The organism is Pseudomonas sp. MT92 (assembly GCF_058792515.1).
Genome location: NZ_JBXAFA010000021.1, coordinates 70,967 through 85,354, shown reverse-complemented (window position 1 = coordinate 85,354; position 14,388 = coordinate 70,967). Strand labels below are relative to the sequence as shown.

General features: G+C 58.6%; 11 protein-coding genes and 1 pseudogene. 1 reads left to right on the top strand and 11 read right to left on the bottom strand.

Annotation, left to right across the window (positions count from 1 at the left end; translation table 11 throughout):
• Positions 1 to 52: 52 nt before the first annotated feature.
• From AC1Q6D_RS29845 to AC1Q6D_RS29815, 7 genes are all read right to left on the bottom strand, one after another.
• Positions 53 to 1,630: an aldehyde dehydrogenase (NADP(+)) gene (locus AC1Q6D_RS29845; RefSeq protein WP_103406118.1), complete on the bottom strand. Its 1,578-nt coding sequence runs from the start codon at positions 1,628 to 1,630 to the stop codon at positions 53 to 55.
• Between the two features lie 184 nt (positions 1,631 to 1,814).
• Positions 1,815 to 3,473, bottom strand: coding sequence for an acyl-CoA synthetase (locus AC1Q6D_RS29840; RefSeq protein WP_103406119.1), 1,659 nt, complete (start codon positions 3,471 to 3,473; stop codon positions 1,815 to 1,817).
• 69 nt (positions 3,474 to 3,542) lie between these two features.
• On the bottom strand, positions 3,543 to 4,676 hold the full coding sequence (locus tag AC1Q6D_RS29835; protein ID WP_207291586.1) for an acyl-CoA dehydrogenase family protein: 1,134 nt from the start codon (positions 4,674 to 4,676) through the stop codon (positions 3,543 to 3,545).
• Positions 4,676 to 5,803 (bottom strand): 4-hydroxybutyrate dehydrogenase, encoded by a 1,128-nt coding sequence (gene gbd, locus AC1Q6D_RS29830; RefSeq protein ID WP_103406120.1) that lies wholly within the window; start codon positions 5,801 to 5,803, stop codon positions 4,676 to 4,678. The genes AC1Q6D_RS29835 and gbd overlap by 1 nt, the downstream gene beginning before the upstream one ends.
• Before the next feature lie 41 nt (positions 5,804 to 5,844).
• Positions 5,845 to 7,413, bottom strand: a complete 1,569-nt coding sequence (locus AC1Q6D_RS29825) for an acyl CoA:acetate/3-ketoacid CoA transferase (RefSeq protein ID WP_103406121.1) — start codon at positions 7,411 to 7,413, stop codon at positions 5,845 to 5,847.
• A 36-nt stretch (positions 7,414 to 7,449) separates the two neighbouring features.
• On the bottom strand, positions 7,450 to 7,890 hold the full coding sequence (locus AC1Q6D_RS29820) for a MaoC family dehydratase (RefSeq protein WP_103406122.1): 441 nt from the start codon (positions 7,888 to 7,890) through the stop codon (positions 7,450 to 7,452).
• Between the two features lie 29 nt (positions 7,891 to 7,919).
• On the bottom strand, positions 7,920 to 9,041 hold the full coding sequence (locus AC1Q6D_RS29815; RefSeq protein ID WP_103406123.1) for a glycoside hydrolase family protein: 1,122 nt from the start codon (positions 9,039 to 9,041) through the stop codon (positions 7,920 to 7,922).
• A gap of 171 nt (positions 9,042 to 9,212) precedes the next feature.
• Between AC1Q6D_RS29815 and AC1Q6D_RS29810 the strand changes: the two genes are divergently transcribed.
• A complete protein-coding gene (locus AC1Q6D_RS29810; protein WP_103406124.1) occupies positions 9,213 to 10,115 on the top strand; it encodes a LysR substrate-binding domain-containing protein in 903 nt (300 codons plus the stop codon).
• A 158-nt stretch (positions 10,116 to 10,273) separates the two neighbouring features.
• Here the strand turns inward: AC1Q6D_RS29810 and AC1Q6D_RS29805 are convergent, their stop codons facing one another.
• The 4 genes and pseudogenes from AC1Q6D_RS29805 to AC1Q6D_RS29790 all read right to left on the bottom strand — a co-directional run bounded on the left by AC1Q6D_RS29805 (position 10,274) and on the right by AC1Q6D_RS29790 (position 14,388).
• Positions 10,274 to 11,500, bottom strand: a complete 1,227-nt coding sequence (locus AC1Q6D_RS29805) for an ABC transporter substrate-binding protein (RefSeq protein WP_103406125.1) — start codon at positions 11,498 to 11,500, stop codon at positions 10,274 to 10,276.
• A gap of 217 nt (positions 11,501 to 11,717) precedes the next feature.
• Positions 11,718 to 12,614, bottom strand: a pseudogene (locus AC1Q6D_RS29800) (branched-chain amino acid ABC transporter permease); the annotation flags it as partial.
• Position 12,615: 1 nt separating this feature from the next.
• On the bottom strand, positions 12,616 to 13,503 hold the full coding sequence (locus AC1Q6D_RS29795) for a branched-chain amino acid ABC transporter permease (RefSeq protein ID WP_207291585.1): 888 nt from the start codon (positions 13,501 to 13,503) through the stop codon (positions 12,616 to 12,618).
• Between the two features lie 174 nt (positions 13,504 to 13,677).
• On the bottom strand, positions 13,678 to 14,388 hold the full coding sequence (locus AC1Q6D_RS29790) for an ABC transporter ATP-binding protein (protein ID WP_083348737.1): 711 nt from the start codon (positions 14,386 to 14,388) through the stop codon (positions 13,678 to 13,680).

Genomic DNA, 14,388 nt, shown 5'->3' with positions numbered 1-14,388 from the left:
GGCGTCGAGATACCCGGCGAACCGACAGGCATCAGCATCTGCGGATGAGGCCTTATATCGCCTGGGTGGTACTGCAACCGTTCAGCAGACGCTGAATGCCCAGCGGGTTGGCATTTCTCAACGCCTGCGGCAGTAGTGCGTCCGGGTAGTTCTGGTAGCACACCGGGCGCAGGAAGCGGTCGATGGCCAGCGTGCCGACGGAGGTGCCGCGCGCATCCGAGGTGGCGGGATAAGGCCCGCCATGCACCATGGCGTCGCACACCTCGACGCCGGTCGGATAGCCGTTGAGCAGCAACCGGCCGGCCTTCTGCTCGAGCACCGGCACCAGTTCGGCGAATGCAGCCAGGTCGTCTGGCTCGGCAATCAGGGTCGCGGTGAGCTGACCGTGCAGGCCATGCAGCGCCTTGATCAACTCGGCCTTGTCAGCCACTTCGACCAGGACGGTGGTCGGGCCGAAAACCTCTTCCTGGAGTAACTCGTCGCCTTCCAGCAGCAGGCTGACATCGGCTTGGAACAACTGCGGCCTGGCTTGCTTACCTTCCTGTGCCTGGCCCCCCAGATGCTTGATGGCCTTGTGCGCATGCAGTGCCGCCAGCCCCTTCTCGTAGCTGCGCAGGGTGCCGGCATTGAGCATGGTTTGCACTGGCTGATCGCCCATCAAGCCGGCGAGTTTTTCAATAAAGCTGGAGAACTCTGGCGAGCGAATGCCGATCACCAGGCCGGGGTTGGTGCAGAACTGGCCACAGCCCATGACCACCGAAGCGGCCAGCTCGTTGGCCACGCTGGCACCACGCTGCTTGAGCGCTTCGGGTAGCACCAGAACCGGGTTGATGCTGGACATCTCGGCGAACACCGGAATCGGCTGCGGCCTCGCCGCAGCCATGTCGCACAGCGCGCGACCGCCTTTGAGCGAGCCGGTGAAACCAACGGCCTGGATCGCCGGGTGTTTAACCAGTGCCTCGCCGACGCCTGCGCCGTAGATCATGTTGAACACGCCTTTGGGCATGCCGGTCCGTTCCGCGGCACGGATGATGGCATCGGCCACGCATTCGGCGGTCGCCATGTGGCCACTGTGCGCCTTGAGCACCACCGGACAACCGGCAGCCAGGGCGGCGGCGGTATCACCGCCTGCCGTGGAGAATGCCAGCGGGAAGTTGCTGGCACCGAATACAGCCACCGGGCCAACGCCCATCTTGCACTGACGCAGATCGACACGCGGCAGCGGCTTGCGATCGGGTTGCGCCAGGTCGATACGGGCACCGTAGAAATCGCCACGGCGCAACACGTTTGCAAACAGCCGCATCTGGCCGCTGGTACGGCCACGCTCACCCTGGATACGGCCGGCAGGCAGCGCGGTTTCGCGGGTTACCAGGGAAACGAAGTCATCACCCAGTGCATCCAGTTCGTCGGCAATAGCGTCGAGAAACGCCGCACGCTTGACAGCCGGCAGTGCACGAAAGGTGGGATAAGCCGAAGCGGCGGCCAGGGCAGCCGCATCGACTTCGGCGGGGCTCGCTTGGACGAAGTCATAGGGTAACCGCTCGCCAGAGGTCGCATCGTAGCTGTGCAGATAGACGCCGCTTTCACCGCGACGTGTACCGCCAGTGTAGTTATGGCCGAGAATTTTCATGGGTGTCTCCTCGCTCAAAAGGCAGGGATACCGAAACCACCGGGCCGTCGTGATCGCCGCCGACACTGTCCGCGTCTGCAACGTCACTCGACCTGGATGAGGCATCCAGTTGAATTTTTTTTGCACAACATCGCGCAAGCCCGAACAGGCCTACGGAAACCGGAATTTCAGTCTCGAACGTCCTTCAATCGATCGGGATGGCCGCATCTCTGGTAGCCAGCCGCAAGGCATGTTCACGCAGTTCGACTTTGCGCACCTTGCCAGTTGCCGTCTTGCTCAAGCCCCCCACGATGACCCGCGTCGGCACCTTGTAATGGGCCAGGCAGGAACGGCAATGGGCGATGAGTTCCGCTTCGCCGATGCTCGCGTCAGGGCTCGTCTCGACAAAGGCACAGGGGGTCTCGCCCCACTTGGCATGGGGCATGGCAACCACCGCCGCGGTACGGACAGCCGGATGGCGGTAAAGCACTTCCTCGACCTCGACCGAACTGATGTTCTCACCACCTGAAATGATGATGTCCTTAGCCCTGTCTCTGATCTGGATGTAGCCGTCCTCATGCACCACGGCAAGATCGCCGGAATGAAACCAGCCACCCGAAAAGGCCTCGGCGGTGCCCTGCGGATCTTTCAGGTAGCCCATCATCGTCATGTTGCCGCGGAACATCACTTCGCCAATGCTGCGGCCATCGCGCGGCACCGGCGTGAAGTCCTCGGGGTCCAGGACCGCCATATCTTCCTGAGCCGTATAACGCACCCCTTGTCGACCTTTGCGTTCGGTCAGCAAGTCGGTGGAAAGCTCGCTCCATTCCTGGTGCTCGGCACATACCACAGCGGGACCGTAGACCTCTGTCAGACCGTATATCTGCAAAAGATCGATGCCCATTCGATGCAACGCCGCAATCACCGGCAGTTGGGGCGGAGCGCCACCGATCAGGCCATGAACACGGTGGCTGATCCCGACTTTCCACTCCTTTGGCGCATGGGCCAGCATGGCGTGCACCACTGGCGCGCCGCAGTAATGGGTAACACCGTGTTGTCGAATCATCGACAGCACGCGTTGCGGTTCACAGCGGCGAAGACACACGTGAGTGCCGGCGTTGACCGCCATGGTCCAGACGAAGCCCCAGCCATTGCAATGGAACATGGGCAGGGTCCACAAGAAGATGGAGTGCCGCGGCATTTGCCAGTCGAGCATATTTGAAAGCGCCGCCAGATAAGCCCCCCGATGGTGATAAACCACCCCCTTGGGACGCCCTGTGGTGCCCGAGGTGTAGTTCAGGGCAATCGGCTGCCACTCGTCCACAGGTTCCTGCCAATGCTCGTCTGTAGAAGCCGCGCCGATGAACGCCTCGTAGTCGAGCTCACCCAGACGCTCGCCGCCCGGCCCCTCGCTGTCATCGATGTCGATCACCCTTGGCCGGTGCTCCAAAAGTGCCAGCGCCTGGCCGACGGCGCTCGCGTATTCGGTGTCGCTGATCACGAGCCGGGCTTCGCAATGCATCAGGATGTAGGCGATTGCCGCAGGATCGAGCCGGGTGTTGACCGTGCACAAGACCGCGCCACACATCGGTACGCCGAAATGCGCCTCGATCATCTCCGGGGTGTTGGCGGCGATCAATACCACCGTATCGCCACGGCCAATGCCCGCGGCCTTGAGCGCAGATGACAGGCGGCAGACCCGGTCGTAAGTCTCGGACCAGTTGTATCGACGCGCACCATGGATAACCGCCAACCGCTGCGGATATACCTGGGCGGTGCGGGCTATGAAGCCCAGCGGCGTGAGAGGCCGGTAGTTGACCGGACTTTGCTCAAGGCCGAGGTCATAAGGATTGGAGCCTGGCATGCTGATTTTCCCCGAAGAAAGCTGAACGACCGGCTCCCCAACGGAACCGGCACAGGCTGCAGGACGCGTTTAGCTCAGCACTTGCCTGGAAATGATCATGCGTTGGATTTCGGAAGTGCCTTCGACGATCTCCAATACCTTGGCGTCGCCGAAAGCGCGTGCGACCGGGTATTCAGTCATGATGCCGTTACCGCCATGGATCTGGATCGCCTGGTGAGCCGCCTCCATCGCCCTCTCGGTAGCGAAGAGCTTGGCCATGGACGCCTCGACATCACATGACAAACCGGCATCCTTGCGCGAGGCCGCGTCGTAGAGCATCAGGCGGGCGGCGTGGGCATGGGTGGCCATGTCGGCGACCTTGAACTGCAGCGCCTGAAAATGTTCGAGTCGCTTGCCGAAGGCGCTGCGATCCTTCAGGTAGGCGACCGAGCGCTCCATGGAGCCTTGCAGAATACCCAGCCCCAGCGCACCGATCAGGATGCGCCCGGTGCTTATGTTGCCAAGGGTCTGCTTGAGCCCCGCGCCTTGTTCGCCGAGTAGATGGTCGGCCGGCAGCACGCAATCTTCGAAGAACAGTTCATAAGTGGTCGATCCGCGCCAACCGATCTTCTGCAACTTGCGCCCCAGACTGAAACCGTCGGTATCGGACGGCAGGATAAAGTTGGAGATTTCCTTGCGCCCGTCGTCCCTCGTGCCGGTAACGGCTGCGATCACGATCGGACCGGTGATGTCGGTACCCGAATTGGTGATGAAGGTCTTGGAACCATTGATGATCCATTGACCGTCTCGCAGAACGGCACGGGTCTGGATATTGGCGGCGTCCGAGCCTGCATTCGGCTCGGTCAGCCCAATGCAGCCGACCTGCGTCCCGTCGATGATGGGGCGCAAGTAACGCTCCTTCTGCGCAGGAGTGCCATAGTTGTTGATCAGGCTGGCGGGCGTGGAATTGGCCATCATGGACGATGCCACAGCCGCGTCTACCCGGGCGATTTCCTCCAGCACAATGGTAAAGCCAAGCCAGTCCCCGCCACCGCCACCGTGCTCCTCCGGGTAGGGAAGGCCGAGGAAGCCCAACTCTCCGGCCTGCTTCCAGACCTGATAGGCAAACTCCTGCTGCTCCCAAAGGCGTTCGGAGACCGGTGCAATCTCCTGCTCGGCGAACCGCCTGACGGCATCGCGAATCATTACATGTTGCTCATTCATCAATAAGACTCCTCGAGCATCCGCAGGTAGTCCTCTGCGGTGGCAGGACGGGGGTTGGTGGCGTGGCAGTGGTCTTTGAGGGCGGCCTGGGCAATCTCAGGCAGCGCAGCCCGGTTCAGGCCCATCGCGCCAAGACTCACGGGCAGGCCCAGGCGGGCGGTCAACCGGGCAATGGCTTCATCCGGGGCGACGCCTGCACTCAGTCCCATCGCTTGGGCCAACGCCTCGTACTTGGCACCGACGGCTGGCCGGTTGAAACGCATCACTGCCGGCAGCAGCACCGCATTGAGGGTGCCATGGTGCAAGGAAATTCCGGGCACGGCCCCCAGGGGATGGGACAGGGCATGCACCGCTCCCAGTCCTTTCTGAAACGCCATCGCGCCTTCAGTCGCCGCCATCATCATGTTCCAGCGCGCCTCCCGGTCACTGCCATCGATCGTCGCGCGCTCGATATTGGCCATGCCCCGACGCAAACCATCAAGGGCGATGGCCTCGGCCGGTGGGTTGATGGCAGGCGCCAGGAAGGTCTCGATGCAGTGGGCGATCGCATCCATGCCGGTAGCCGCTGTCAACATCGGCGGCAGGCCCAGCGTCAGATCCGGGTCGCAAATGGCCACTTTAGGCAGCAGATAAGGACTCAACAGGCCAAGCTTGCGCCCGGACTTCATCACGATAACGCCGGCCCGCCCTACTTCGCTGCCGGTCCCTGCCGTCGTGGGAATCGCCACCAGTGGCGCGACTTTATCGGTGATTCGCCCGACACCGCCATCCACCACCGAATACTGCTGCAGCGGCGCAGGATGGGTGGCCAGAAGCGCCGTCGCTTTGCCCAGATCGATCGGCGATCCGCCACCCAGGGCAACGATGCCATCGCAGTCATTGTCCTTGAACATCGCAGCAGCGGCGATGACCGCCTCCTCGGTGGGATTGGCTGGCGTCTCGTCGAAGATCGCGGCGGGAGGCGAGGCCAGGGTCCCGAGTACGCGATCAAGCAGCCCGGCAGCGCGCACGCCCTGGTCGGTGACGATCAAGGGCCGCCGTATGCCCAGGCGGTCAAGCTCGGACGGCAATAGCTCGATTGCGCCCTGTTCGAATTGGATGGTGGTCAAATAGTTGATAACAGCCATAGCGTGGAATCTCCTCGTTTATTGGCGCGACGATGGCGTGCTCAGGACTTGAACACGGCCGCATTCATCAGGGGCAAGGGGTTGGCTATGCGCACCGGGGCATAGTCCATCAGATCGAGTACCTGGCTTTGCAGGTCGATCCCGGGAGCGATTTCCATCAGCACCAGCCCATCGGGCTCGATGGCAAACACCGCCCGCTCGGTAATGAGCATGGCGCGCTGGCCACGGGTGGCGACGTTGAGGCGCACCGGATAGGTAATTTCCTGCACCTGGCGGGCGAACTTGCGTACCGATCCTTCACGCACGATGCGCAACTCGCCGCCCTCGTACGCCACCTCCAGCCCACCGGTCGTGAAGGTGCCGGTGAAAATCAAGGTTTCAGCGTTGTAGGCGATATCGATGAACCCGCCAGGCCCCGGGTTCGCAGCGCCGAATCGGCTGACGTTGACGTTGCCGTTTTCATCGAACTGGGCGAACGCCAGCGCTGCGACCTTGCAGTTGCCGCCATTGATGAAGTCGAACTGGGCCGGGCCATCGAGCAGCGCCTCCGGATACTTATTGGCGGAGAACTGCCAGCCGCTCATGACGATGCCACCGAACGGACCGTGCTCTGTCGTAAAGCGGTGACGCAGGAGTCCGTCGCCTTCGAAGGCGCCATCTTCCATCATCACGCCCGGGATATCGGAAGATGCGCCGAAGCCAAAGATGCTCGGCACGCCCGGACGAATCTCGCAAGCCGCCCGCCGGGCGATAATCTTGTCGGCACCGGCCGGCAGTACTGCCGTGGAGGCACCAGGAAAGAGCTGCCCCCCCAGGTAGCTGTCGTCATACACGACCTCGGTGGTCATCATGGCTTGAGGGGCAACGACAACACGATCCACCAGTTCGCCGGGAACACGCACAGCGTGCACCGGCCGCGCCTGGCGGGGGACGATCTTGCGGACCTGCGCGATCACTGTGCCGCCACAGGCCTTTACCGCGAGCGCCATGGCCAAGGCGCTGGAAGTGATCGGCTCGTCTTCGAAGCTGAGGTTGCCGTACTCATCGGCACTGCTTGCGCGCAGCAAGGCTACGTCCACTGGTCGAGCAGGATAAAACAGATATTCCTGGCCTTCGAACTCCACCAGCTTGACCAGATCTTCCTCAGCGCACGCCGTATATTTACCCCCTTGCTGGCGCGGGTCGATGTAACTACCCAGGCCGATGCGCGTGAGGTAACCCGGACCGCGGCGCGCCACTTCCCGGAGCCAATGCATGGTCGCGCCGATGGGCCAGCAATAGGCTTCGACCTTGTTCTCGCGGATCAAGCGCATCATTTGCGGACGTTTTCCGGTCTTCGGATCCAGCGTATTGATGTAGTTGCCCGAGATGACGCGCTTCATCAAGCCTTCTATCGCGACATGATCCATCCCGCGGATGTCCATCGCGTCGCCAACGCTGACCGGAAAGAAAAAAGTCAGATCCCGGGGCGAGGCACTCTCCTCGAAACGCTGCGCCAGCGCCTGCAGCAAGGTATCCGGCGTGAGCCATCCGATAACACCGACACAGCCAACCGTCTGGCCAGACTGAATATCGGCCACGGCCTCGGCAGCCGAGCATATTTTGGTCATTACACTCTCCTCTTGTTTTTATGAGTGCCGAGGGCGTTACTCTTGGAAGTGAATGATGTGGGTGCCGACGCACACGGTGTCGCCGTGCTGGTTGGTCAGCACTGCCTCTGCCCAAAGCCGCTTCTTCTCATCATCGGCACGGGCGATGCGGTAGCTCACGGTCAAGGTGTCACCTATGAATACGGACTTGGTGAAACGTACCCGGTCGTATCCGTAGGAAACGGCCGGACGGTCGATCAGCCCCAGGTACTTGGTGACGGCGCCAGCGATGTAACCCACCAACATTGCCCCCTGGGCCACCCGAGCGCCCAAGCCGACGCGCTTGCAATACTCCTCGTCGACATGATTGGGATGGTTGTCACCGCTGATCCCGGCAAACGCGTAGATATCGTATTCACTGACTGTGCGGGTGTAGCTGGTCTGCGTGCCGATGAGGGACGAAACCTCTCCGCGATGAGGACTATTGAACTCAGGCATGGCTGTCTCCTTGTGACTGATTTGTGTGCTCATACCCGCTCGGAAGCCAGGCGACCGTCGAGCACCAACAGGGCTTCGAAAAGAAAGTAGTCACCCCAGATCAGCTCGTTTTCCATTGCGACACCGAGCTTTCGATTGAAACAACCCTGGGTGAGGATGCCGACGGGACGGGAGTCGCTGGCATCGACCGGGGTCTGATAGCGCAGCACCAATGCCTCAACGATCGCCTCTGCGGACTGCCGATAACGCTCACGTCTTTCCGGCAGGCAGACTGCAAGCTTTAACAATGCGGCGGCGGCGATGGCAGCACCCGAGGTGTCGCGACTGGTATCGGGAATTGCCGGATCATCGAAGTCCCAGTACGCCACATGGTCTTTGGGCTGATGTTCCAACCACCAGTCAGCAACCTGAATGGCGACGTCTCGGAATTCCATTTCTCCGCGATTGAGGGCCTGAGCGAGGGAAACCATCGCCCACGCCTGGGCACGAGTCCACGTGCTTTCGCCGTGAATGCCCTTGTGGGTGTAACGGCGCAGTAATGCCCCGGTTTGCGGATCGAAACTGGCGGACTGACAGACAGATCCGTCATCGCGCACGCACAGCGCGATATGTTGGCGAAGGTGATTGCGAGCAATCTCGAGGGAGTCAAGCGCTGCCGCATGCTTGATCAATAAAGGAACCGGCCCTGGCAGCGCATCGATGTTTGCCTCGTTGCTGCCGACATCCGAGGCCTCCTCGGCCTCTTTGCCCAAGGGAATCAATTGCGCTTGGGGGTTGTACATGTCGAGCAACCCGCGAGTGCCTGCCAACGACAAATTGCGCGCCGTTTCGTCGTTCAGAAGCTCAGCGCCCAGCTCGGTGCCATACCAGAAGAGAAAGCCCTTGAACGCCGATTTGGATGAAGCGCGTGGCCCAAGGCGTTCGGCCCAGATCCGCGCTTGTTCGTGGTAACGCGGCTCTTTTGTATGCCAGGCGGCAAGCCAAAGCATGCCCACCCAAAATCCTCCCGTCCAGTCACCTGCCGGACTACGAGTCCATTCACCAGTGGTTTGGTCGGCGTAATGGGGAAACCCTTGGCCGGGCTGATCGAGGGTCGCGTCAATGCGTGTCAACACTCTATCGATTGCGCGCTTGAGAATCTTGTTATCCAACTTATCTCTCCTATAGTTGCGCCGTTCGGCAATGGCAGAAAATGTCTTCCGAGAAGAGCCGAGTTAATGTATTGACCCACTGCCCTGAGGCCACGAAAAACATGTTACGAGTTGACTTCCGAGACTTCCAATATATAATTTGATCAAGAATAATATTAAAAAGGTATTAATATGAATCTGCGGCACATGCGCTATTTTATTGCAGTTGCGGAGGAGCTGAGTTTCACTCAGGCCGCTATACGACTGCACATTGCCCAGCCGCCTCTTAGTCAACAGATTCGTCAATTAGAAGAGGAGCTCGGCGTAACGCTATTTCAACGGACCAAGCGCCATGTGCAACTTACAGATGCCGGCCAGGTATTTTATATTCATGCCAAGCAGATTCTTCGGGCCACGGATGTCGCGGCACTGGAGGCTCAACGTGCCGAACGCGGAGAGATTGGCACGCTGGCCGTGGGCTTCTTCGAACATATGTCCTATACCCTGCTGCCGCCGATTTACCGCGCCTTTTGCGAACGCTTCCCGGATGTGGAAGTGGTCCTGCGCTGGTTCCCTGTGGTGGACCAGGCCGATGCGCTCCTGCGAGGTGATGTCGATATCGCCTTCATGCGCCCCACATCGCAATTCGACGGAATCAGCACCGAGACGCTGCTGACAGAACCCTTCGTACTTGCGATCCCGGAGCACCACCCGCTGGCGTCCCAGGACAGCGTGGCGCTGAGTCAGTGCGCCACCGAGCGCTTTGTCCTGTACGCGCCCAAACTGGCTCCCGATTTTCATACCATGATTTATCGCCTTTGCGCGGAAGCAGGTTTCACACCCAACGCGGCACTGGAGGTCGGCCAGATTTATGCCTGCCTGGGCCTCGTCAGCTCAGGCGTAGGCCTGGCCCTGGTACCGAGTTCTGTTCAACGCATTCACCTTGAGCACCTTACATACCGGCCTATTCAGGGGCAGATGCCCTTGGTAAAAGTGATGCTTGGATGGCGCAGCAGTAACACTTCGCCGCTATTGCAGTCGTTTATTGATACCGCAAAAGAAGTGATGACGGCCTTCGAGCACGAGCGACTTTAATAATTGACAAGGCGCCCTCTGTGGCGCCATAACTTGCAAGGAAAATGTTTTAACTCTTATATCCAGCCACCCAATATCGCTACCGCGAATAGCACTATAGCTCTCCCTTTGTTCTAAACCGGCCAAGCCAATGCTCGACCGGTTTGAAACCCCAGTGCTTATTTCAAAGTAACAAGCGAGCAACCGCCTGCGGACATCGGCCGAAATGCTTCTTCGGCAGGTATTGTTGACAGCAACTTATAATAGTCGCCAGGGTACTTGGACTCGGAGGGCTTTTTCACTTCGAAGAGATAGAGTGGGTGGATCTTGCGACCATCGGCACGAATACTTCCCTCGCCGAAGAGCTTATCCTCGGTTTTGACCGCCTTCATCCGGGCGACTACTTCGGCACCATTCCCATCGTCATTGTTGACGGCAACTGCTCGCAGATAGTTCGTGACGGCGGAGTAAACACCAGCCTGCGCCATTGTCGGAAATTTCCCGCCGTTGGCAGCAGCGAATGCTCTACCGAATTCACGGCTCGCGTCATTCATGTCCCAGTACCAGGCAGCCGTCAGCATCAACCCTTGTGCCGCCTCCAGGCCCAACGCTTGCACGTCGCTAATGAACACCAACAAACCGGCTAGCTTCTGGCCACCGGCGGTGATGCCAAATTCAGACGCTTGCTTGACGGCGACAATGGTGTCCCCACCGGCATTTGCCAACCCGATTATCTGCGCCCCGGAAGCCTGGGCCTGCAACAAGTAAGACGAAAAATCGGTGCCCGGGAACGGATGGCGAACCTTGCCCGTCACTGTTCCGCCACTTTTTTCAACGACTGACGCCGTATCACGTTCCAATGCGTGACCAAAGGCGTAATCCGCCGTCATGAAAAACCAGCTTTTGCCGCCACTCCCCACCACCGCTTTACCGGTACCGTTGGCAAGCGCCCATGTGTCGTAGGTCCAATGAATGGTGTTCGGGCTGCACGCCTTACCGGTCAGATCGGAACTGCCGCCACCAGATACCAGGAGCACCTTGTTTTTTTCCCTCACCACTTCATTGACGGCCAGGATGACCGACGAAGTCGGCACGTCGACGATCACATCCACCTTATCCACATCGAACCAACGACGGGCCACACTGGCCCCTACATCTGGCTTGTTCTGGTGATCAGCCGCCACGACCTCGACCTTCAGGCCATGTTTTTCAGGCTCGAAGTCGGCCACCGCCTGCTTTGCCGCCCACACCGAGCCCGGACCGGAAAGCCCGGCATAGGTACCTGACAAATCATTCAATACGCCGATACGCACTACACCATCTGAAACCTGGGCTTGCACGGCCGGAGCGGCTACCAGCAGCCCGAAGCAGATCTTGCGCAGATGAGTATTCAGTTGTTTGATCATTATTATTTTCTCCTACTCTTTCATTCGGGTGTTTAGTACGGTGTTTTTTATATTTTTCGAAGTTGAATGCTCGACATCCGCATCACGGGTTCGCCTCCCTCGCCGAATCATCCGCTCCCCTTGAACCGCCCCCTTTGCGAGAGGCCCCAAGAGACTTTCGGCGGTTTGCATCAGCGCGCCTTGCCGCCAGCCTGCTTTGGTAGAAAGCCGCAAACTCCCCGGCAATACCGCGGCGAAAGAGCAGCACGCAAACGATGAAAATGACGCCCATGATGACTGGCAAGAGCGCGCCCACCTTATCGGCCAATGCGTTCTGCAGAGTCACAACGATGGCGGCCCCTATCAGTGGGCCGAAGACGGTGCCCAGGCCTCCGAGCAGGGTCATCAGCACTACTTCGCCCGAGGTCTGCCAATGGGCGTCGCTCAAGGTCGCGAACTGAAACACCACGGCTTTGGTACCGCCAGCGAGCCCCGCCAGAGCAGCCGAAAGAACGAAGGCCAACAATTTGTATCGGGCTGCCTGATAGCCCAGGGAAATCACCCTCGACTCGTTTTCTCGAATGGCTTTGAGAATCTGGCCAAAAGGAGACTGGATAACGCGATGAATCAACCAGAAGCCAAAAACAAAGATGGCAAACACCAGGTAGTACAGATTTACGTCGTTGCTGAGGTCGATAAACCCAAATAACAGCCCGCGCTCCACACCTTGTAAACCGTCCTCCCCTCCGGTGAACGGAGATTGCAGGAAGACGAAATACATCATCTGCGCCAACGCCAATGTGATCATCGCAAAGTAGATGCCTGAGCACCGTATCGCCAACAGGCCGAATCCCAACCCCAGCACGGCGGCAGCCACAACCGCTGTGAGGATCCCCAGCTCGGGCGGGAAGCCCCACACCTTGATGCTGTAGGCGCTCACATAAGCAGCTGCGCCGAAAAAGACGGCATGACCGAACGAAAGCAAGCCGGTATAGCCAAGCAAAAGATTGAATGCACAGGCAAACAGCGCAAAACAAAGCACCTTCATGGCCAGTATCGGGTATATGGCGAAGGGGACAATAGCGCCGCAGATGAGCAGAAGGATACAGCCTAATAGTCGCGTTCTCGATGACATGTTACTCAGCCCTCCCAAATAGACCGGCCGGCCGAAATAACAGGACGATCGCCATGATAATAAAAACAATGGTTGCGGAAACTTCCGGATAGAACAGTTTGGCCAAACCCTCAATTACGCCGAGGGAAAGACCGGTAATAATGGCGCCAAAAATTGAGCCCATCCCGCCAATCACCACTACCGCAAACACCACAATAATCAACTGCGAGCCCATCATGGGACTGACTTGTAATACTGGCGCAGCCAGCACCCCGGCAAAACTGGCCAGCGCGACGCCGAAACCATAAGTCAGCATCACCATGACAGGTACATTAATGCCGAAGGCTTGGGTCAATGCCGGGTTTTCCGTGGCAGCACGCAAGTATGACCCCAAGCGTGTCCTTTCGATCATGAACCACGTCAGGGCGCATACGGCAAGCGAGGCAACAATCACCCAGCCTCGGTAGACGGGTAGAAACATGAAACCCAGATTCATTGCCCCTTTCAGTGCTTCAGGGACTGCGTAGGGTTGACCTGAAACACCAAATTCATTACGGAAAACGCCCTCGATGATGAGCGCCAATCCAAACGTCAACAATAAACCGTATAGATGATCGAGCTTATACAACCACTGCAGCAGAGCGCGTTCGATCACAACGCCGACAATCCCCACCATGAGTGGTACAAGCAACAATGACCACCAATAGTTGACGCCAAAATAATTGAGACACATCCATGAAAAAAAGGCACCCATCATGAAAAACGCACCGTGCGCGAAATTGATGATGCGAAGCATGCCAAATATAACTGCCAGGCCCAGGCTGAGGATCGCGTAAAACGAGCCGTTAACCAGCCCTAGCATAAGTTGGCCCATCAAGGCCGACAACGGAACGTCGAAGAATGTTGCCATATTGTTTATCCTGACGATTTGTTATTAGTAGGATATTCGCCGAAGAGCCTGGAATACTTATAGAGCCACACGCTTCAGCCTTGTACCCAGAAGGTGCGTTGTAGGGGTTGCAGGCTTTAAATCCCTTGGCTCGCCGTTGGAACCGTCTAAACCAGACAAGTGCTTTAGCCGATATTAGATCCCTAAATATTCTTGAAGCAGATCGCTTTTTTGCCCAACTTCGTGCTGGTGAATCTCAGCGATAATCTTGCCGTGCTCGACGATATACATGCGATCCGCGAGGGGGGCGGCAAAACGTGAATTCTGTTCGACCAGAAGGATTGTGAAGCCCTTGCTCTTGAGCTGGCGGATGATTTCGGCGAGCCGCTGGACGATGACCGGTGCAAGTCCCTCGGATATCTCGTCAAGCAGTAGAAGGCGTGCACCAGTGCGCAGGACTCGGGCCAGGGCAAGCATTTGCTGTTCACCACCCGACATGCGGGTACCTTGGCTGTGACGACGCTCGTAGAGGTTGGGGAACATCTCATAGATTTCCTCCAGGCACATTCCATTGTTTCCCAAACGCGGCAGCAACAGCAGATTTTCCTCACAGGAAAGACTGGCATAGATGCCTCTTTCCTCTGGGCAATAACCCACACCCAGGCGCGCAATCTTATGGGGCGAAAGATCAATGGTCTCAGTACCATCTATTATGATCGAACCCTGGCGCTTCCCCGTGAGCCCCATAATGGCTCGCAAGGTGGTGGTGCGGCCTGCGCCATTGCGACCTAATAAAGTAACGCATTCACCCTGTTTCACAGTGAAGTCAATGCCATGGAGAACATGAGACTCACCGTAGAAGGCTTGCAAGTTGGCAACTCGCATGTATTCGGTAGCATTGGTCAT